The organism is Ruegeria sp. H3, assembly GCF_056533095.1.
The window spans coordinates 159121-177103 of sequence record NZ_JBQFOD010000003.1 but is presented as its reverse complement, the minus strand read 5'-3'; the positions used below and the strand labels follow the sequence as shown (position 1 = coordinate 177103).

Annotated in this window: 21 protein-coding genes and 2 tRNA genes; 9 read left to right on the top strand and 14 right to left on the bottom strand. The window is 57.2% G+C overall.

Annotated elements, in window-relative coordinates:
- Position 1 precedes the first annotated feature (1 nt).
- The 4 genes from rlmB (at position 2) to ACR0JE_RS05260 (ending at position 2297) form a co-directional block, all read left to right on the top strand.
- Positions 2 to 775 carry a 23S rRNA (guanosine(2251)-2'-O)-methyltransferase RlmB gene (gene rlmB / locus ACR0JE_RS05275; RefSeq protein ID WP_480540621.1) on the top strand — a complete coding sequence of 258 codons (774 nt, stop codon included), beginning with the start codon at positions 2 to 4 and terminating at the stop codon, positions 773 to 775.
- Positions 756 to 1070 carry a hypothetical protein gene (locus ACR0JE_RS05270; protein ID WP_480863509.1) on the top strand — a complete coding sequence of 105 codons (315 nt, stop codon included), beginning with the start codon at positions 756 to 758 and terminating at the stop codon, positions 1068 to 1070. The genes rlmB and ACR0JE_RS05270 overlap by 20 nt, the downstream gene beginning before the upstream one ends.
- A gap of 105 nt (positions 1071 to 1175) precedes the next feature.
- Positions 1176 to 1628, top strand: coding sequence for a YHS domain-containing (seleno)protein (locus tag ACR0JE_RS05265; RefSeq protein ID WP_480540623.1), 453 nt, complete (start codon positions 1176 to 1178; stop codon positions 1626 to 1628).
- A 198-nt stretch (positions 1629 to 1826) separates the two neighbouring features.
- Complete coding sequence (locus ACR0JE_RS05260) at positions 1827 to 2297, top strand: CoA-binding protein (protein WP_480863403.1); 471 nt, start codon at positions 1827 to 1829, stop codon at positions 2295 to 2297.
- Positions 2298 to 2299: 2 nt separating this feature from the next.
- Here the strand turns inward: ACR0JE_RS05260 and ACR0JE_RS05255 are convergent, their stop codons facing one another.
- From ACR0JE_RS05255 to hisF, 3 genes are all read right to left on the bottom strand, one after another.
- Positions 2300 to 2866, bottom strand: a complete 567-nt coding sequence (locus ACR0JE_RS05255) for a hypothetical protein (protein WP_480863402.1) — start codon at positions 2864 to 2866, stop codon at positions 2300 to 2302.
- Between the two features lie 65 nt (positions 2867 to 2931).
- Positions 2932 to 3240: a phosphoribosyl-ATP diphosphatase gene (locus ACR0JE_RS05250; RefSeq protein WP_480863401.1), complete on the bottom strand. Its 309-nt coding sequence runs from the start codon at positions 3238 to 3240 to the stop codon at positions 2932 to 2934.
- The gene (hisF, locus tag ACR0JE_RS05245) at positions 3237 to 3998 is read right to left on the bottom strand and encodes an imidazole glycerol phosphate synthase subunit HisF (RefSeq protein ID WP_480863400.1); all 762 of its coding nucleotides are present in this window, start codon (positions 3996 to 3998) and stop codon (positions 3237 to 3239) included. Before hisF ends, ACR0JE_RS05250 begins: the two co-directional genes overlap by 4 nt.
- Positions 3999 to 4118: 120 nt before the next feature.
- Between hisF and ACR0JE_RS05240 the strand changes: the two genes are divergently transcribed.
- Complete coding sequence (locus tag ACR0JE_RS05240) at positions 4119 to 4565, top strand: DUF302 domain-containing protein (RefSeq protein WP_480547623.1); 447 nt, start codon at positions 4119 to 4121, stop codon at positions 4563 to 4565.
- A 3-nt stretch (positions 4566 to 4568) separates the two neighbouring features.
- Here ACR0JE_RS05240 and ACR0JE_RS05235 read toward each other — a convergent pair whose 3' ends face one another.
- The gene (locus ACR0JE_RS05235) at positions 4569 to 5033 is read right to left on the bottom strand and encodes a DUF2867 domain-containing protein (RefSeq protein WP_480863399.1); all 465 of its coding nucleotides are present in this window, start codon (positions 5031 to 5033) and stop codon (positions 4569 to 4571) included.
- Between the two features lie 4 nt (positions 5034 to 5037).
- On the bottom strand, positions 5038 to 5760 hold the full coding sequence (gene hisA / locus ACR0JE_RS05230) for a 1-(5-phosphoribosyl)-5-[(5-phosphoribosylamino)methylideneamino]imidazole-4-carboxamide isomerase (protein WP_480863398.1): 723 nt from the start codon (positions 5758 to 5760) through the stop codon (positions 5038 to 5040).
- A 134-nt stretch (positions 5761 to 5894) separates the two neighbouring features.
- Between hisA and ACR0JE_RS05225 the strand changes: the two genes are divergently transcribed.
- Positions 5895 to 6296 carry a DUF2147 domain-containing protein gene (locus tag ACR0JE_RS05225; RefSeq protein WP_480827700.1) on the top strand — a complete coding sequence of 134 codons (402 nt, stop codon included), beginning with the start codon at positions 5895 to 5897 and terminating at the stop codon, positions 6294 to 6296.
- Positions 6297 to 6300: 4 nt separating this feature from the next.
- Here the strand turns inward: ACR0JE_RS05225 and hisH are convergent, their stop codons facing one another.
- Together hisH and hisB are read right to left on the bottom strand one after the other, a co-directional pair.
- Positions 6301 to 6939, bottom strand: coding sequence for an imidazole glycerol phosphate synthase subunit HisH (hisH, locus tag ACR0JE_RS05220; RefSeq protein WP_480863397.1), 639 nt, complete (start codon positions 6937 to 6939; stop codon positions 6301 to 6303).
- Positions 6940 to 7527, bottom strand: a complete 588-nt coding sequence (gene hisB / locus ACR0JE_RS05215) for an imidazoleglycerol-phosphate dehydratase HisB (RefSeq protein ID WP_480547631.1) — start codon at positions 7525 to 7527, stop codon at positions 6940 to 6942.
- 154 nt (positions 7528 to 7681) lie between these two features.
- Between hisB and ACR0JE_RS05210 the strand changes: the two genes are divergently transcribed.
- A complete protein-coding gene (locus ACR0JE_RS05210) occupies positions 7682 to 7921 on the top strand; it encodes an Lrp/AsnC family transcriptional regulator (RefSeq protein ID WP_170532103.1) in 240 nt (79 codons plus the stop codon).
- Here ACR0JE_RS05210 and ACR0JE_RS05205 read toward each other — a convergent pair.
- The 3 genes from ACR0JE_RS05205 to ACR0JE_RS05195 all read right to left on the bottom strand — a co-directional run bounded on the left by ACR0JE_RS05205 (position 7918) and on the right by ACR0JE_RS05195 (position 9051).
- Positions 7918 to 8784 (bottom strand): GNAT family N-acetyltransferase, encoded by an 867-nt coding sequence (locus ACR0JE_RS05205; RefSeq protein WP_480863396.1) that lies wholly within the window; start codon positions 8782 to 8784, stop codon positions 7918 to 7920. The genes ACR0JE_RS05210 and ACR0JE_RS05205 overlap by 4 nt on opposite strands.
- Before the next feature lie 84 nt (positions 8785 to 8868).
- Positions 8869 to 8943: transfer RNA gene (locus ACR0JE_RS05200), tRNA-Gly, on the bottom strand.
- 33 nt (positions 8944 to 8976) lie between these two features.
- Positions 8977 to 9051 (bottom strand) — tRNA-Gly (locus tag ACR0JE_RS05195).
- Between the two features lie 148 nt (positions 9052 to 9199).
- Between ACR0JE_RS05195 and ACR0JE_RS05190 the strand changes: the two genes are divergently transcribed.
- Positions 9200 to 9352 (top strand): hypothetical protein, encoded by a 153-nt coding sequence (locus tag ACR0JE_RS05190; protein ID WP_480863395.1) that lies wholly within the window; start codon positions 9200 to 9202, stop codon positions 9350 to 9352.
- A 15-nt stretch (positions 9353 to 9367) separates the two neighbouring features.
- Here the strand turns inward: ACR0JE_RS05190 and ACR0JE_RS05185 are convergent, their stop codons facing one another.
- The 3 genes from ACR0JE_RS05185 to ACR0JE_RS05175 all read right to left on the bottom strand — a co-directional run bounded on the left by ACR0JE_RS05185 (position 9368) and on the right by ACR0JE_RS05175 (position 14553).
- Positions 9368 to 9751 carry an MAPEG family protein gene (locus tag ACR0JE_RS05185; protein WP_480547637.1) on the bottom strand — a complete coding sequence of 128 codons (384 nt, stop codon included), beginning with the start codon at positions 9749 to 9751 and terminating at the stop codon, positions 9368 to 9370.
- Positions 9752 to 9832: 81 nt separating this feature from the next.
- Positions 9833 to 13270, bottom strand: coding sequence for a pyruvate carboxylase (locus tag ACR0JE_RS05180; RefSeq protein ID WP_480863394.1), 3438 nt, complete (start codon positions 13268 to 13270; stop codon positions 9833 to 9835).
- A 146-nt stretch (positions 13271 to 13416) separates the two neighbouring features.
- Positions 13417 to 14553, bottom strand: coding sequence for an alpha-hydroxy acid oxidase (locus ACR0JE_RS05175; RefSeq protein ID WP_480863393.1), 1137 nt, complete (start codon positions 14551 to 14553; stop codon positions 13417 to 13419).
- 178 nt (positions 14554 to 14731) lie between these two features.
- Between ACR0JE_RS05175 and ACR0JE_RS05170 the strand changes: the two genes are divergently transcribed.
- Positions 14732 to 17128, top strand: a complete 2397-nt coding sequence (locus tag ACR0JE_RS05170; protein ID WP_480863392.1) for an ATP-dependent helicase — start codon at positions 14732 to 14734, stop codon at positions 17126 to 17128.
- 406 nt (positions 17129 to 17534) lie between these two features.
- Here the strand turns inward: ACR0JE_RS05170 and ACR0JE_RS05165 are convergent, their stop codons facing one another.
- Entirely contained in the window at positions 17535 to 17948 is a 414-nt protein-coding gene (locus ACR0JE_RS05165) for a DUF1127 domain-containing protein (protein WP_480863391.1), read from the bottom strand.
- Positions 17949 to 17983: the final 35 nt, after the last annotated feature.

Here is a 17983-nt window from a genome sequence, read left to right as displayed (position 1 = left end):
AATGAAAAAACCCAAGTGGGTTGTTGAAAAGGAACAGGCGCGAAAAGCAGCTGCGGCAGAGACGGTTTGGCTGTTTGGTTTGCACGCCGTGCGCGACGCCTTGATGAACCCCAAACGCCAGAAACTGCGCCTGATTGTGACGCGAAATGCGCGGGACAAGCTGCTCGAAGCCATTGAATTCGCGGGGATCGAGGCCGAGATGGTTGATCCGCGCAAGTTTAGTGCCCCGATCGATGCGGGTTCGGTGCATCAGGGGGCAGCGCTTGAGGTTAAGCCGCTGGAGTGGGGCGGTTTGGCCGAGAACTGCATCGGACGGGAACATCCCCGCGTGATCCTACTGGACCGTGTAACGGACCCACATAATGTGGGTGCGATTCTTCGGTCAGCCGAAGTACTGGGTGCAAGTGCTGTGATCGGAACCCGGCATCATTCGGCCCCTGAAACCGGGGCACTGGCCAAGACCGCCAGCGGCGCATTGGAACGTCAGCCTTATCTAAGGGTGCGCAATCTGGCCGATGCCATAACCGAGCTTCAGTCGATGGGATTTCTGGTGCTCGGTCTGGATGGCGAGGCGAATGAAACTATTGAAACAGCCCTGGGGAACCAAAGGGATCGACCTGTGGCGCTGGTATTGGGTGCTGAAGGGCCGGGATTGCGGCAAAAGACCAAAGAGACTGTGGATCAATTGGTGAAAATTGACGCATCCGGGGGATTTGGGTCACTGAATGTCTCAAATGCTGCCGCAATCGCCCTATATGCCTCTCGGCACCATTAGACAGGAGATCGCTATTTCCGGACCGTCCAAAATCGCAACCTGCTGCTATTGCGGTACTCGGGCTGCCCTGGTTCTGACCGGGAAGAAACGGCACGAGCTGAGTTGCTCAAGCTGTGGTGCGCCTCTGCACGACCTTAAGATGTTGCCAAAGCACAAGGTTCAGAAATCAAAGCCTGCTCGTACGGCGATCAGCCACGTAGCACCCCCGAAATCGCGAAAAAAGAAGAAGAAAAAGAGCACGTTCTATCGTGTTCTGGATGAAGCCTGGGATGTTATAGAAGACATCTTTGATTAAGGGCTGCCATGCATTCGCAAGGATGTTCACATCCACGTCAACGGGGGTTTCACAGCGGTTCAAAAATTGCATCTTAGGTGCTCGATTCTTTGCTACAGGACCCAGATGCAAAACCGCCGTTTCATATTCGGTATACTGACAGCCATCGCTTTTGCACCTTTCGCTTGGGCGCAGGACAAACCTGTCTATTTTGCGACCGATGGCGCTGCGATGGCGGGGTATGATCCAGTGTCCTATTTCGACAGTACAGTACCGGTTCGGGGTGAACCAAGCATTGCCGTCATGTGGAAAGGGGCCCAGTGGCATTTTGCGTCGCAGGAAAATCGCGAACGGTTTGAAAGCAACCCGCGCGCCTTTGCGCCTCAGTTCGGGGGCTATTGTTCCTATGCGATGGCAAATGGTGTTCTGAAAAGCACTGACCCCATGGCATGGCAGGTCGTGGATGGGCGTTTGTACCTCACTCATTCCCCGGCGGTTGAGCGGATTTGGGAACAGGACAGGACGGCAAATATCCATCTGGCCGAAGAGAATTGGCCCGTCATTCTGTACGAAGACTAGGCAGATTTCCGTTTTTTGTAGAAAGTCATCACAAAAATGAGTGCTTGGTCTTTTTTTTAACCAGATCATGCCTAAATGTCACAGTGACCGCGGAACGGAACTGCCGCGGGTCATTTCACTGTCCCTCGTTCCAACAACTGGCGCCCAAGGCTTCTTGGGCGCTTTTTTCTTTTTTGCGGCTGTGATTAGGATGCGGCCATGGCTGACTATTCCGACGATCATCTGAAAACCATCCTGCACCGCACCAAAACCGTCGCGGTGGTTGGGGTGTCGATGAACCCGGTGCGGCCCAGCTATTATGTAGCGCGATATCTTTCGCTGAAGGGATATGCCGTCATTCCCGTCAATCCGGGCCACGCTGGCGAGGAATTATTTGGCCAAACGGTGCGTGGTGCGCTGTCCGAGATTTCTGAACCTGTCGATATGGTCGATATCTTTCGGCGCTCCGAGGCTGTTCCACCCATCGTCGATGAGGCGCTAGAAGTGTTCCCCAAGATTCGGACCATCTGGATGCAGATCGGAGTCGAGCATCCTGAGGCTGCTGAAACGGCGCAGGCCCGCGGGGTGGATGTGGTAATGAACCGTTGCCCCAAAATCGAATATCAGCGCCTGTTTGGTGAACTGCGGATGGGCGGGTTCAGCACTGGCATCATCTCATCGAAGCTTTGAACCTAGTTGGCGACATAGGGTTTCAACCGCGCCACTTGCTCGAGGCGCCGTTTTTCTAGAACAACATCGCGCGGAATCCAGTCATATCGGCTGTCATCTGACAGCGGGGACCAGAACAAAACCCCGCCATAGCGCCAAGGGTCCAGCACAACGCCCTCATACATCGAGTCTCCGGCACGGCTGATAATCGCTGTGCTGTGATCAATACGGAAAGGGTTGTCGGCATTGGCGATGGCGCGATGCAGCGTAAGTGTTTCGAAGTTTTCCTGCTTCAATCGACGCTCGATATCTTCAGCCCAATGCCAGCACAGCCCGCGCGGGCGCAGCCCCCTGTTGACCTTCGTGTTGTGGATCAGCGGGGGATCAGTGATCTGATATTCCTGCGCCAGCTGGGCTGTGTAGGCATAGGCGATCCGGGCGGCGCGGTCGGCTTCTTCTGGGTCAATCCCGGGCCCTAAGGACCGAATCTCGACTGCAAGACGCTGAACCTCATCCCCAGTCTGCAGGGGAGGGGTAGTGCAGGTTGCCAAACCCACAAGAGCCAGAATAATTGCCAAAGCTTTGATCATTCCGATTTTCCCTACTGGGTATCTCGAAGGATCATAAGGCTGGGATTGACGGATCGGAAGCTTACTTAGCGCGCGGCCTTTTCCGCAATACCGCTGGTGCCCTGACGTCGTTCGAGTTCAACCAGCACATCATCCAGCGCAACATCGCGCGCGGCAAGCATCACCAACAGGTGGTAAAGCACATCTGCCACCTCGGAGGTCAGCTTGTCCTTATCGCCTTTGACGGCTTCGATGATCGCCTCAATCGCTTCTTCCCCGAATTTCTCGGCGCATTTTTCTGGGCCCTTGGCCAGCAGTTTGGCGGTCCAGCTGGAGTCAGGGTCAGCCCCTCTGCGGGCTTCGATCGTCGCGGCAAGTTCTTGGAGAATGCTCATGTCAGCCTCATCGGAATGCCCGCAGCGGCCATGTGTTCCTTGGCCTCGCGGATTGTGTATTCGCCGAAATGGAAGATCGAGGCGGCCAGAACTGCGCTCGCGCCACCCTCAATAACACCTTCGACCAGATGGTCGAGGGTGCCAACACCGCCACTGGCGATCACTGGCACGTCCACTGCATCACTGATCGCCCGGGTCAGGGGCAGGTTGAACCCGGCCTTGGTGCCATCACGGTCCATAGACGTCAGCAGGATTTCTCCTGCACCTTTGGCTACAACCGTCTTGGCGAACTCGACCGCATCGATCCCTGTGGGTTTACGCCCACCATGGGTGAAAATCTCCCATTTCCCAGGGCTTACGGTTTTGGCGTCGATGGCACAGACGATGCACTGACTCCCAAACTGGTCTGCAGCTTCGGCGATCACATCCGGGTTGGCGACAGCAGCCGAGTTAAAACTGACCTTATCCGCTCCCGCCAGCAGCAGCGCGCGCACGTCATCCTTGGTGCGCACGCCTCCACCTACGGTTAGGGGTACGAAGCATTGTTCGGCAGTGCGCCGGACCACATCGAACATCGTGCCGCGGTTTTCATGCGTCGCGTGGATGTCCAGAAAACAGATCTCGTCCGCGCCTGCGGCATCATAGGCTTTGGCCGATTCCACCGGATCGCCCGCATCGCGCAGGCCCACGAAATTCACACCTTTGACCACGCGGCCATCGGCAACATCCAAACAGGGTATGATGCGGGTTTTAAGCATGAACCTTCCTTTGCTTGGCGCACCTCTACCGGCAAAGCCCCGCCGATGCCAGACTTGTGATTGTGATCTGCGGTGAAGCCATGGAAATTAGGTGTGAAATTCAGCAAAAGGACGACTGCGATGAGACATCTTCTTCTGGCATCAGTTTTCACAATCGGAGGCGCTCTGACCGCCATGGCTGACGATATTATCAAGATACAAACCGAAAAATCCGTGGCTGAAGCGTTGGATGCGTTGGAAGCCGCTGTGGGCAATGCGGGTGCAACCGTTTTTGCGCGGATCGATCACGCGGCAGGGGCCGAAAAGGTGGGCACGCCGATCCCATCCAATCAGGTGTTGATTTTCGGAAACCCCGCTCTGGGCACGCCTGCCATGCTGATTGACCCTCGTGCAGGGCTATTCCTGCCGCTGAAGGTGCAGGCCTATCAAGATGCAGAGGGTCAGGTCTGGTTGGCCTATGAGGACCCGAAAGAAACGATGGACGAGTTGGACGAGGTCGAAAACTCACCCGTGGTCGAGAAAATGCGCGGAGCGCTGGCCAAACTGACTGCGGCGGCGGCTGGTTAAGCCCTAGGCGCTTGCGCGACTGACGCGTGCAAGCGCATTTCTGGCGATCAGGATGTGGAAAGGCAGGATCACTGCCAGGTACAAGCGTCCGCCCAGATTGTGCCGGTGAACCCAGGTCGCCAGCGAGATACGGCCATTTTCAGACAAGACCGAAACACGAAAATCCAGATGACGGTCGTTGAAGCCTGCGATCACCTCGGTCTCGTCTTCATGCTCAACAGGAAATATCCCGACCTTGTCGGTCGCACTGGGCCCGCCGGTGCTGAGCCCGAACGGCGCCACCAATACTCCGCGCAATCGAACAAGCGCCATGGCCCATGCCGGAAAGCTGGTGATAATCTCTGCTGCCTGACGTGGAGACAAATCCGACGCAACACTGAAACAGTCCAGGAAATCGCCCTGTTTGATTCGTTTGTGAAGCAAGCTTCGGGCCGATAGTGCCGTGCGTTTGACAGCGGAATGGAACATCGCGCTATTCTCTGAGAGTTGTCAGAGCCTCTTTCAAATCGATCGCCCCATCATAAAGGGCGCGGCCGGAAATGGCACCATTCAAGGCTGCGCCACAATCGCGCAGGGCCAGCAGGTCTTCAATCGAAGAGACGCCGCCCGAAGCGATCACAGGGATTGAAACAGCTTTCGCCAGCGCGGCGGTTGCGTCGATATTTGGGCCTCGCATCGCCCCATCCCGGTTGATGTCGGTGTAGATGATCGCCGCAACGCCTGCGTCCTCAAAACTGCGCGCCAAATCGGTGACCTGAACGTCCGTTTCTTCAGCCCAGCCTTTGGTTGCGACCAGGCCGTTGCGTGCATCAATCCCAACGGCGACCTTGCCGGGGAAGGCTTTGGCCGCATCGCGCACCAGATCGGGGTTTTCGACGGCGACGGTTCCCAGAATGACGCGGGCCAGTCCTTTGTCGATCCAGGTCTCGATGGTTGCCATGTCCCGGATACCACCGCCCAGCTGCGCGGGCACATCGCAGGCTTTCAGGATCGCTTCGACCGGGGCGGCATTCACCGGCTCACCCGCGAAAGCGCCGTTCAGATCGACAAGGTGCAACCACTCGCACCCGGCCTCGACAAACGCACGGGCCTGAGCGGTCGGGTCCTCATTGAAAACGGTGGCTTTATCCATCTCTCCGCGCAGCAGGCGCACGGCGTTGCCGTCTTTGAGGTCGATGGCGGGGTAGAGGATCATGTCGGGCGACCTTATCTGAATGTTACATGGGCGGCATATCGCACAAGCCGGGCCGGGGATGCAACGCGACGCAAAGTCAATCTTGTCCGCTGCCCGATGGCAGGCCAAACTGTCACCAAATCAGGGAGGTTACTATGAAGAAACTTGCAACATCCTTTGTCTTTGCAACCTTGGCGACCGGCGCAATGGCGGCGGACCCGGTTGATGGGCTTTGGAAAACACAGCCGGGTGACACCGGGGGGTATCTGCACGTCACCATCGGTGAATGCGGCAGCGCCATCTGTGGCACTATCGACAGTGCGTTTGATGGTAATGGCGACCAGCAACTGGATTATGAGAATCTGGGCAAGCAGATTATCTGGGACATGGTGCCTGAAGGTGGCGGCAGCTATGACAGCGGCAAGATCTGGGCCCCCGACCGGGACAAGACCTACAATTCAAAGATGACCCTGGACAGCCAGAACCAACTGACGGTCAAAGGATGTGTCGCTGGTGGTCTGGTCTGCCGGGGGCAGACCTGGACGCGCGTTCAGTAAATTTTTACGGGGCCCAGGTCAGGAAATTCCCGATCATGCGCAGGCCTACATCCTGGCTTTTCTCCGGGTGAAACTGCATCCCCACAATCGTGTCGCGGCCGATCACGGCCGTGACCTCTTGCCCATAGTTCACATATGCCAAGCGCTGCGCCGGGTCTGTGGCACGGAAGTGGTAAGAGTGGACGAAATAGGTATGATCACCGGATGCGACCCCGTTGAACACTGGGTGATCGCTTTCCAGAACCAGATTGTTCCAACCCATATGTGGCACCTTCAGCGCAAAATCTGACGGTTCAATCCGCACCACATCGCCAGCCACCCAGCCCAAACCATCGGTTTCGCTGTATTCATGGCCCTTTGTTGCCATCAGCTGCATGCCGACGCAGATGCCCAGAAACGGGCGGCCTTTCTGTTCGACCGCTTCGACCATGGCGTCGTAGATACCCTTATGCCCCCGCAGCTCTGCCGCGCAGGCGGGAAAGGCTCCATCACCGGGCAACACTAGCCGATCGGCGCGTGCAACAACATCCGCATCCGAGGTCACCACGACCTCGCCCGCGTTCTGTTCCTGTGCCATGCGTTGAAACGCCTTCTCGGCCGAGTGCAGATTACCGCTCTCGTAGTCGATAATGGCAGTCAGCATCTACAAGGCACCTTTGGTCGACGGAATCGCATCTGCCTTGCGCGGGTCGGTTTCGACCGCATCGCGTAGCGCCCGCGCAACCGCTTTGAATGTGGCTTCGGCAATGTGATGGCTGTTAAAGCCGTGCAACTGGTCGATATGAAGGGTGATGCCCCCATGGGTGCTGAGCGCCTGAAAGAACTCACGCACCAACTCGGTGTCGAACGTGCCGATCTTCTGGGTTGGCAGGTCCACGTTCCAAACTAGGAACGGACGGCCAGACAGGTCCAGTGCACAACGCACTTGCGCATCATCCATGGGCAGGTGGCATTCACCATAGCGGCGAATCCCCTTTTTATCGCCCAAAGCCTGAGTCAGCGCCTGACCCAGCGCAATGCCGGTATCCTCGACCGTATGGTGGTCGTCGATGTGGTAGTCGCCCTTGGCCCGGATCGTCATGTCGATCAGCGAATGACGCGCCAACTGATCCAGCATGTGGTCAAAGAAACCAACACCGGTCTGGTTGTCATACTGGCCGGTCCCATCCAGATTGACCTGGACCGAAATCTCGGTCTCGGCGGTCTGACGACTGATCTTAGCGCTGCGCATGGGCGAATTCCTTTTGCTACAGGGGCGCTTATAGACGCGGACGGGCTGCCTATCCAGACCGCTTGAGGCCTTCGCTGCAAACTGTTGCAGGGGATTGCACCCGGGCGCGGCCCGTGCCAGCCTGCGCGCAACACGAACCAACAAGGCCCGGCCCATGTCCACCTGCGTTTTCATCCAGATCCGCTGTAAACCCGGCACCACTTATAAAGTGGCGGAAGAGATCGCGCTGCGCGAAATCCACTCCGAGCTCTATTCTACCAGCGGTGAATATGACCTGATGCTCAAGCTCTATATTCCCGAATCCGAAGATGTGGGCCATTTCATCAATGAAAACCTGCTGGTGATTCCCGGTATCGAACGCTCATTGACGACAATGACGTTCAAGGCGTTCTAGCCCAGCTCAAACGTCGTCACGCCGAAAATCCGGTTCAGGTCGATATCGGGTTCATGGTCCGAATACATTCGTGCGGTCTCAAAGACCTTCTCAAGTCCCAACGCATCGGCCAGCGCGAAGGCGGCGGCGTTGGGTTGGGGCATGTCGATAAACACCTCATGCGTTGCGTGATCCTCGGGGATAGTGTTGAGGACCGAGACCAGCAGCGCCTGTGCGATGTCAGGGCTGTCCGCAAACAAAGGCCCGATCTTATATCCGATCTGGCAGGGGCGCAGGGTCACGTAGCCCCTGATCGTCCCGTTTTCGATAAAGGCACGTGAGGCATGGCTAGGCGCGCGCAGCCATTCACGCACGAAAACGCTACGCGGGGCAGGGAATAGGGCCCGGTCATAGGCCAGCAAATCCTCGGATATCTCAGTCAAGACGGATATATGCGCAGTCGCTTGCGACCCAAGAGAGGCCAATATCCCGGTCTTTGTTCCGGTAAAACGGTGGTTGTTATAGGCGAAGGTAAAACCGGATTTGCGATAGTTGTCCTGTTGCTCGACCACACCATCCAGACCCATATTACGCCTTTTGCAATGGGCCAGCGCGTGCTGGGCGATCTCCAGCCCATGGCCCGATCCGCGAAATTCGGGACGGACGATGTAAAAGCCCAGAAAAGAAAACGCATCGTCATAGTTCACCGCGGATACTGACGCGATCATTTCACCATCAAGAAACCCGCCCAGAAAGCCATCCGGGTCAGTAGGGCGAAAACACGCGGCATCGTGCTGACCGGGGTTCCACCCTTCGCGCCCGGCCCAGTCAACGGCGTGTTGAAGTTCTGCTGCAGTCAAGGGGCGGATGACGAAGTCAGACATGACAAATGATCCTGCAATTCATATTGTCGCCAGAATGGCGCAACGCTTTGCAAAGGACCAGCATGTTCGAGAAAGGTTGGTATCTGGAGCGGGCGAGGCGATTCGAACGCCCGACCCTAACCTTGGCAAGGTTATGCTCTACCCCTGAGCTACGCCCGCATCAGATACTTGTATGGTCCAAAGACCTCTCAATGGAGCGGGCGAGGCGATTCGAACGCCCGACCCTAACCTTGGCAAGGTTATGCTCTACCCCTGAGCTACGCCCGCGCCGTTGAGTGAGGAGGGATGTATAAAGTCCCACGCGAGGCTGCAAGCGGAAAAACACAAAATTCTGCAAAAATCTTTCGACGGAAACCGGTGTTTGGTGCGTTGAAGAACCAGAGGAATTGAGAACGAAAATGGCGGAGGTGGACAGATGGTACAGATTGCAGACCTGAAAATGGCGGCGCTTGCGGTGATGATTGTGATAGGATTTTGGATCATCAAAGCCGAGCCGGATCGCGTAGGCAATGCACATCCAGTGGGTATGGCGTCGTCCGTGGTCGAGTTCAGCGTGCTGCCGGGGTAAGCCCGGCCGAGGGACCTATAGAGCCAGTACAAGATTTGCGATAGCGCTGACCAGAATGGCAGCGAAAGTCAAAACCATTCCGATCTGCCGCAGAACAACAACCTGAGGGTTGCGGCCAAAGCCATAGGCATGCATCAGCCGTCCAGCCAGGATCAACAAACCCAACAGATTCACTAACAGACCTGGTGCGCCCTGCAACTCGACCATTGCAATCAAGAGCAGCGCAAAAGGTGCATATTCCGCGCAATTTGAGTGTGTGCGCATCGCTTTGATAAGCGCTTTGTCATCTCCATCTCCGACCGAGACCTTCCCGCTGCGGCGCGCCGAGATGACCTTTGCACTGAGCCAGACGTAAAGAATTGCGATCAATGCGGCATAGATCGGGGTAATAGTCAGCATTCTTGGGGCCTCCGTCTGGGTCATGCAAAATGGCCGCGCAGTTACCCGCGCGGCCATTCAAAGCTTAGCTGATTTTACAGCTTATTCCAGTTCCACAAGCAGGTCCTTGGCGTCAATCTGGCCGCCAGGCTGAACATGAACCGCTTTGACCACCGCATCGCGTTCGGCGTGAATGCCGGTTTCCATCTTCATGGCTTCGATGGTTAGCAGCAGATCACCTTCTTTGACCTGTTGTCCGACACTGGCCGCAACCGTTGCCACAACACCCGGCATCGGGGCACCAATATGGTTCGGATTGCCCGCTTCGGCTTTGGGTCGCGCCTGCGTGGATGACGTGACCATGCGGTTCGGCACCCGGATCACCCGAGGCTGCCCGTTGAGTTCAAAGAAGACTTTCACCTCACCCTTTTCATCGGTCTCTCCGATGGCCTGACAGCGGATTTCCAGCGTCTTGCCCGGGTCGATCTCGGCGGTGATCTCGTCACCTGGTTCCATTCCATAAAAGAAGGTGCGGGTCGGCAGGGTGCGGACGGGGCCATAGGTGCGGTGACGGCCCATATAATCCAGGAAAACCTTGGGATACATCAGGTAACCATTGAGGTCCTCGTCATCAACCTCCTTGCCCTCCAATTGCTTGGACAGTTCGGCGCGGGTGGCTTCCAGATCGACCGGAGGCACGTCCTTTCCGGGGCGTTGCGTGTTCGGTGCTTCGTCCTTCAACACTTTCTGGATGATGGTGTTCGGGAATCCACCCGGAGGCTGACCCAGATTGCCACGCATCATGTCGATGACCGAGTCTGGAAAGGCCACATCTGTGTCCGGGCTCTCCACCTCGTCCCGTGTCAGGCCTTGGCTGACCATCATCAGCGCCATGTCGCCAACCACTTTCGATGACGGTGTCACCTTGACGATATCGCCGAACATCTGGTTCACATCGGCATACATCTGGGCAACTTCATGCCAACGCTCTTCCAATCCCAAGGACCGGGCCTGTGCTTTGAGGTTGGTGAATTGACCGCCAGGCATCTCATGCAGATAGACCTCGGACGCGGGCGCCTGAAGGCTGGATTCAAAAGCGGCATATTGGCCGCGCACGGCTTCGAAGTAGTCGCTGATTTCGCGGATCGCTTTGATGTCCAGACCGGTGTCGCGGTCAGTGTGGCGCAAGGCTTCGACCACGGTGCCCAAAGTCGCCTGGCTGGTGTTGCCCGAGAAGCTGTCCATCGCGCAATCCACAGCATCCACGCCCGCCTCAGAGGCAGCCAGAATGGTGGCGCTGGCGATACCGGCGGTGTCGTGCGTGTGGAAGTGGATCGGCAAACCAACCTCTTCCTTCAAAGCACGGATCAGGATCTTGGCTGAGGCGGGTTTCAGCAGGCCGGCCATGTCCTTCAAACCCAGGATATGAGCCCCAGCATCGCGCAGCTCTTTCGCCATGCCGACGTAGTATTTCAGGTCATATTTGGCCCGGTCGGGGTCGAGGATATCACCGGTGTAACACACCGTGCCTTCACAGATCTTGCCATTCTCAACCACCGCATCCATGGCGACGCGCATGTTTTCGACCCAGTTGAGCGAGTCGAACACACGGAACACATCGATATTCTGTGAGGCCTGCCGGACGAATTCCTGCACCACGTTGTCGGGGTAGTTGGTATAGCCAACACCATTCGCACCACGCAGCAGCATCTGGGTCATCAGGTTCGGCATTGCCTCGCGCAGATCACGCAGACGCTGCCATGGGCATTCCTGCAAAAAGCGGTAAGCCACATCGAAGGTCGCGCCGCCCCAGCATTCGACCGAGAACAGTTGCGGCAGGTTGGCCGCATAGGTCGGCGCCACCCTGATCATGTCGATCGACCGCATCCGCGTGGCCAGCAGCGACTGATGCCCGTCGCGCATGGTGGTGTCAGTGATCAGCAGCTGACGCTGGGCTTTCATCCAGTCGGCAACCGCCTGCGGTCCTTTTTGTTCCAACAGATTGCGGGTGCCCATCTGCGGTTCACCCCGCAGTGTCGGAGGTTTGGCCTCTTTCAGGTCAGCACGCGGCTCGGGGCGGTCCTTGGTTTCGGGATGCCCGTTCACTGTGATATCTGCGATATAGGTCAGCACTTTTGTGCCGCGGTCACGGCGGCGTTTGAAGGCAAACAGGTCCGGCGTCGTGTCGATGAACTTTGTGGTGTATTCGTTTGACAGGAAGGTCGGGTGTTTCAGCAGGTTGATGACAAAGTCGATATTGGTGCTGACACCGCGAATCCGGAATTCACGTAGTGCGCGATCCATCCGCGCAATCGCAGCCTCAGGAGTCGGTGCCTTCGCGGTCACTTTGGTCAGCAGCGAATCATAGTATCGCGTGATCACCCCACCAGCATAGGCCGTGCCACCATCCAGACGAATGCCCATGCCCGTGGCCGAGCGATAGGCAGCGATGCGGCCATAATCGGGGATGAAGTTGTTCTGCGGGTCTTCGGTGGTGATCCGGGTCTGCAATGCGTGGCCGGTCAGATGCACGTCGGCCTGGCTGGCTGCACCAGTGGCTTCGGCCAGAGTTTTGCCCTCGGCGATCAGGATCTGGGCCTGAACGATGTCGATACCTGTGACCTCTTCGGTAACAGTATGTTCAACCTGCACACGTGGGTTCACTTCGATGAAGTAGAACTTGCCAGTTTCCATATCCATTAGGAATTCGACAGTGCCCGCGCATTCATAGTTCACATGGGCGCAGATTTTGCGGCCAAGTTCACAAATCTCGGCGCGTTGGTCTTCGGACAGATACGGGGCAGGGGCGCGTTCAACCACTTTCTGGTTGCGGCGCTGGACCGAGCAATCGCGTTCATAAAGGTGATAGATATCACCATGCTTGTCACCCAGTATCTGCACTTCGACATGGCGGGCGCGGGTGATCATCTTTTCCAGATAGCCCTCGCCATTGCCAAAGGCGGCTTCGGCTTCACGGCGTCCCTCTAGAACCTTCTCTTCCAACTCGTCCTCGGATTCGATCGGGCGCATGCCGCGCCCGCCACCACCCCAGGAGGCCTTGAGCATCAGGGGATAGCCGATTTCTTTGGCTTCGGCCCGGATCGCATCCATGTCATCGCCCAGAACCTCGGTTGCGGGGATCACGGGCACGCCTGCTTCGATGGCGACCCGTCGCGCGCTGGCCTTGTCCCCCAAGGCGCGCATGGTTTCCGCTTTGGGCCCGATGAACGTGATCCCGTTGTTCACACAGGCATCCACAAAGCTGGGGTTTTCCGACAACAAGCCATATCCGGGGTGGATCGCATCTGCGCCGCATTCCTTGGCGACGCGAATGATCTCATCAATCGACAGATAAGCGGCAACCGGGCCCATCCCTTCGCCAATGCGATAGGCTTCATCCGCCTTAAAGCGATGCAGACCCAGCTTATCCTCTTCTGCATAGACTGCGACTGTACGTTTGCCCATCTCATTGGCGGCGCGCATCACGCGAATGGCAATCTCGCCGCGATTGGCGATGAGGATCTTTTTGAAGTCAGTCATAGCAGGTCCCGGTGTTGATGGTTTGGGCGTGTTCTTAGCCGGACACTACGCGCAGATACATCAGTCTTTCTGGGTAGAACCGGCATGTTAACGCTCGCAAACGCCTTTTATTTGTGCGCTTTTCTTAACGTCGCTGCGTTGCAGCATCAATTCCTTAATTTACTTTGGGTCAGTTGATCCAAGGAAAAGGTGCCCATCTGTCCCATATTGGACAGCATATCCTGCTTGAGAATATCGATCACATGCGCCGGACCTCGAGGACCCAAGGTTGCCATCCCGTACAAAAACGCACGCCCCAACATCACAAAATTCGCCCCGCAAGCCAGGGCGCGCAGGATGTCCAAGCCACCTTTGATGCCGCTGTCAAAGATCAGGGGCAGCTTGGTTGCCGCGCGCAGCTCTGGCAAAACCTCGATACTGGCGGGGGCTGCATCGAACTGGCGCCCGCCGTGGTTTGACACCCATAGCGCATCAACGCCCGCGCGCTCCAACGGCTCGGCGTCTTCTGCACGCATTACTCCTTTGATGATCAATGGCCCGTCCCAGTGATCGCGCAGCCAATTGACGTAGTCCATATCTGGCGAGGTGCGCAGCAGATACCCCACATGGGCGGTTGGCGGCAGGTTTTGTCCGCTGTCTATGTACTTGTCCAACGTGCGCATTCTGGGAGACCCCTGCCGCAACATCCCCAACGCCCAGGCGGGTCGCAACGCGATCTGGGCCAACAATCGTGGCGTCAGCCTTGGGGGTTGCGTGAGGCCAGAGCGTGTCTGACGCTCGCGCCGAGAGGCCACAGGAACATCGACAGTCAGCACCAGAGTCATAAAACCCGCGTTGCGTGCGCGAGATAGCAAATCAGCGCGTATTTCAGGGTCTTTGGGCGGATAGAGTTGGAACCATGCATTCTCGCCAATACTGGGTGCTAAATCTTCGGGGCTTTGTGCCGCGACCGTAGAGAGCGTGTAGGGCAGCCGGGCCTTGGCGGCGGTCCGGGCCAGCAGACCTTCGGCATCCGGCCAGACCAGTCCCGACATACCGATCGGGGCAATACCAAATGGCATCGGGTAGTTCTGGCCCAAAAACTGCGTGCGGGTGTCAAAATCTCTCTCACCTCGCAGGATTGCGGGATAAAGCTGTACACGGTCGAGGGCATCCCGGTTGCGCTGCAGGGCAGTTTCCATGCCCGTGCCACTTTCCACATAATCCCAGACAAAGCGCGGCAACCGCCGTCGCGCGCGGCGCTTCAGGTCCGAAATACCAGGGTAAGTGCTATGCAAATCCATGCGGATTGATCCGCCTTGTGCTGCGATTCGGCAAGCATCTGAGGTTGTTTTACGGGTCTGCGCCTACATCGGGGTGAGGTTCGTGCGTAATTTGTAGGTGTTCGGCTCCAAAAAAAATGAGTGAACAAGCCGTGAACAAACTCTTCCCCTCGACAAGCAACCCGCGTAGTTTAAGGGGATGAGCAGTTACGACGAAATGGACGCCTTCGAGGGCGCATCGCTTTCGGCGCGGGCGATGCCTGCAGCCTCGGCAGAGTATCTTAATGATCTCAACCCGGCGCAGCGCGAAGCGGTTGAACATCTGGACGGGCCGGTTTTGATGCTGGCTGGGGCTGGAACGGGCAAAACCAAGGCTCTGACGGCGCGGATCACCCATCTGCTCAGAACCCACCGGGTGCGCGAAAACGAAATTTTGGCGGTGACCTTCACCAACAAAGCTGCGCGCGAGATGAAAGAGCGTGTTGGGCGGATGCTGGGTCGTCCCGCCGAGGGGATGCCGTGGCTTGGCACCTTCCATGCGATTTGCGTCAAACTACTGCGGCGTCACGCCGAGCTTGTCGATCTAAAGTCGAACTTCACCATTCTGGACAGCGATGATCAGCTGCGTTTGCTCAAGCAGTTGGTGCAGGCGGCCAACATAGACGACAAACGTTGGCCTGCCCGGATGCTGGCTAGCATTATCGACGACTGGAAGAACCGTGCGTTGACGCCTGACAAGGTGCCCGCTGCGGATGCTGGCGCGTACAATAAAAAAGGTGTTGAGCTTTATGCCCAATACCAGACCCGATTGCGTGAGCTGAACGCAGTAGATTTCGGCGACTTGCTTTTGCACATGGTCACGATTTTTCAGACCCATGCGGACGTGCTGGAGCAATACCAACGCTGGTTCCGCTACATCCTCGTGGATGAGTATCAGGACACCAACGTCGCCCAATACCTCTGGCTGCGTCTGTTGGCTGGGGGGCACAAAAACATTTGCTGTGTGGGGGACGATGACCAGTCGATCTATGGCTGGCGCGGTGCCGAAGTGGGCAACATCCTGCGGTTCGAAAAGGACTTCCCCGGCGCGTTTGTGGTGCGGCTGGAACAGAACTACCGCTCGACCCCACATATTCTGGCGGCAGCCTCGAATGTCATACGGGGCAATGAAGGCCGGTTGGGCAAGGAGCTTTGGACCGATCGCGAAGACGGCGAAAAGGTTCGCCTGATTGGCCATTGGGATGGCGAGGAAGAGGCGCGTTGGATCGGCGAGGAAATTGACGCGATGCAGGGCGGCACGCGGGGTGTGCGGCCCATGAACCTGGATGAGATCGCCATTCTGGTCCGCGCCTCGCACCAGATGCGGGCGTTTGAGGATCGGTTCCTGACCATCGGTCTGCCTTACAAGGTGATCGGCGGTCCCCGGTTCTACGAGCGGATGGAGATCCGCGATGCCATGGCCTATTTCCGGCTGGTGGTCAGCCCCGAGGATGATCTGGCGTTTGAGCGGATCGTAAACACACCCAAACGCGGTTTGGGCGATAAGGCGCAGCAGACGATTCAGTTGGTGGCCCGTGAAAATGGGGTGTCTCTGGTCGAAGGCGCACGGTTTGCGGTCGATAACGGGTTGATCAAAGGCAAGGGCGGCACCGCGCTGCGCGAATTGATCGACGGTCTGGCGCGCTGGAATGCGCTGACGCGGGGGCCTCGGATCGAGGTCGATGACGACTCGGTCACTGATGATGGCGTTTCGCCCATTCGCTATGGTGCACCCGAGCATACGCATATCGAGCTGGCGCAGATCGTTTTGGACGAGTCTGGCTATACCGGCCACTGGCAGAACGACAAAACCCCAGAAGCGCCCGGGCGGTTGGAAAACCTTAAGGAACTGGTGAACCAACTGGACAATTTCGAGAACCTGCAAGGGTTTTTAGAGCATGTCAGTCTGGTCATGGACAATGAGCAGGATTCGGATGGCGCCAAGGTCTCGATCATGACCCTGCATGCAGCCAAGGGGTTGGAGTTCCCCGCCGTGTTCCTGCCGGGGTGGGAGGATGGTCTGTTCCCTTCACAACGGTCGATGGACGAATCGGGCCTCAAGGGGCTCGAAGAAGAACGGCGCCTGGCTTACGTAGGCATCACCCGTGCGGAAGAGGTCTGTACGATATCTTTTGCGGCCAATCGGCGGGTGTTTGGGCAGTGGCAGAACTCCATGCCCTCGCGATTCATTGATGAATTGCCCGAGGATCATGTGGAGGTGCTGACCCCTCCGGGGTTGTATGGCGGCGGGCAGGTGTCGGCGGGAATTGAAACCCGCGCAGCCGAGGCGAATGTCTACAACTCGCCGGGCTGGAAACGGATGCAGGCGCGGCAGGGGCATTATGGGATGTCGCAGCCCAAGGAAAGCCGGAATACGGTGATCGACGCAACAGCGGTGGCCAGTTTCACACTGGGAGAGCGGGTGTTTCACCAGAAATTCGGCTATGGCGGTGTGGTTGGCATTGAAGGCGACAAGGTTGAGGTCGAATTCGACAAGGCCGGGACCAAGAAAGTTGTCTCTCGGTTCCTATCCGCCAAGGACGACGTGCCGTTTTGATCTTTTGCGAGGCTCTGCCTCGCGCTCCGAAGTATTTTTGAACAGAAGAAGGTGGGGGCGTTCGCGCCCCTTTTTTGCTGTTTGCAAAAGAAAAGCGGCGGTTCCCAGGGAGGAGGAGAGGAAACCGCCGCTCTTTGCAACATCAGAGCAGGGAGGAGGAGAGCCCTGATGTATCAGCACCCGGGTTTGAGCCCGGTATGGGGAAGACGCGGCGACGTCAGGGAGGAGGTAGACGTCACCGCGCGCTTTCAACATCAGAGCAGGGAGGAGGAGAGCCCCGATGTATCAGTTTCCGGCTATTTGGGCCGGTATAAGGTGCGGCAGCATCAGGGAGGAGGTAGATGCTGCCGCTGATTACAGACCCTAAAGGGAGGAGGAAGGGCCTGATCTCGGTTGTTCTGGGCGCTTAGCGCGCTGTGTGTTCGTCGGCGGCTTGCTTGGCCAGACGTCGGATCATCGAGCGATGCAGGCCGAGATCGGCCAATTCCCGATCCGAGAGGTTGGACAGCTCATTGACTGTCTGACGGTACATACGGTAGCTGGCGAAGCGTGTTTTGGCGGCTTCGATCCATGCGTTCAGCCCGTTGCTGTGTGCGCCTTTCAGCGCGGAAGTGTTGGTTGCGACTGCCATGTGCTCACTCGCTTTCATCTCTCTGTGCTGGTCATTTCCAGCGTTTGCTTGAGACTGAAGATAAGCCAATGCTGCAATTGCACAATAGGTTGCGATAACAATGCTGCTATGCAGCAAATGCATAGATATCAAAAACTTGATGCCCTGCACCTCGATCGCCCCTAAAAACATGAGTTCTGGGCAGATCATTCGCAAAATCGTTACATGGAAAAAAAATCGATGCA

Bases quoted from the DNA above. Each gene is read 5' to 3' on its own strand.
- rlmB (WP_480540621.1), top strand. From the start codon at position 2: ATGAAAAAACCCAAGTGGGTTGTTGAAAAGGAACAGGCGCGAAAAGCA.
- ACR0JE_RS05270 (WP_480863509.1), top strand. From the start codon at position 756: ATGCCTCTCGGCACCATTAGACAGGAGATCGCTATTTCCGGACCGTCC.
- ACR0JE_RS05265 (WP_480540623.1), top strand. From the start codon at position 1,176: ATGCAAAACCGCCGTTTCATATTCGGTATACTGACAGCCATCGCTTTT.
- ACR0JE_RS05260 (WP_480863403.1), top strand. From the start codon at position 1,827: ATGGCTGACTATTCCGACGATCATCTGAAAACCATCCTGCACCGCACC.
- ACR0JE_RS05255 (WP_480863402.1), bottom strand. From the start codon at position 2,866: ATGATCAAAGCTTTGGCAATTATTCTGGCTCTTGTGGGTTTGGCAACC.
- ACR0JE_RS05250 (WP_480863401.1), bottom strand. From the start codon at position 3,240: ATGAGCATTCTCCAAGAACTTGCCGCGACGATCGAAGCCCGCAGAGGG.
- hisF (WP_480863400.1), bottom strand. From the start codon at position 3,998: ATGCTTAAAACCCGCATCATACCCTGTTTGGATGTTGCCGATGGCCGC.
- ACR0JE_RS05240 (WP_480547623.1), top strand. From the start codon at position 4,119: ATGAGACATCTTCTTCTGGCATCAGTTTTCACAATCGGAGGCGCTCTG.
- ACR0JE_RS05235 (WP_480863399.1), bottom strand. From the start codon at position 5,033: ATGTTCCATTCCGCTGTCAAACGCACGGCACTATCGGCCCGAAGCTTG.
- hisA (WP_480863398.1), bottom strand. From the start codon at position 5,760: ATGATCCTCTACCCCGCCATCGACCTCAAAGACGGCAACGCCGTGCGC.
- ACR0JE_RS05225 (WP_480827700.1), top strand. From the start codon at position 5,895: ATGAAGAAACTTGCAACATCCTTTGTCTTTGCAACCTTGGCGACCGGC.
- hisH (WP_480863397.1), bottom strand. From the start codon at position 6,939: ATGCTGACTGCCATTATCGACTACGAGAGCGGTAATCTGCACTCGGCC.
- hisB (WP_480547631.1), bottom strand. From the start codon at position 7,527: ATGCGCAGCGCTAAGATCAGTCGTCAGACCGCCGAGACCGAGATTTCG.
- ACR0JE_RS05210 (WP_170532103.1), top strand. From the start codon at position 7,682: ATGTCCACCTGCGTTTTCATCCAGATCCGCTGTAAACCCGGCACCACT.
- ACR0JE_RS05205 (WP_480863396.1), bottom strand. From the start codon at position 8,784: ATGTCTGACTTCGTCATCCGCCCCTTGACTGCAGCAGAACTTCAACAC.
- ACR0JE_RS05190 (WP_480863395.1), top strand. From the start codon at position 9,200: ATGGTACAGATTGCAGACCTGAAAATGGCGGCGCTTGCGGTGATGATT.
- ACR0JE_RS05185 (WP_480547637.1), bottom strand. From the start codon at position 9,751: ATGCTGACTATTACCCCGATCTATGCCGCATTGATCGCAATTCTTTAC.
- ACR0JE_RS05180 (WP_480863394.1), bottom strand. From the start codon at position 13,270: ATGACTGACTTCAAAAAGATCCTCATCGCCAATCGCGGCGAGATTGCC.
- ACR0JE_RS05175 (WP_480863393.1), bottom strand. From the start codon at position 14,553: ATGGATTTGCATAGCACTTACCCTGGTATTTCGGACCTGAAGCGCCGC.
- ACR0JE_RS05170 (WP_480863392.1), top strand. From the start codon at position 14,732: ATGAGCAGTTACGACGAAATGGACGCCTTCGAGGGCGCATCGCTTTCG.
- ACR0JE_RS05165 (WP_480863391.1), bottom strand. From the start codon at position 17,948: ATGATCTGCCCAGAACTCATGTTTTTAGGGGCGATCGAGGTGCAGGGC.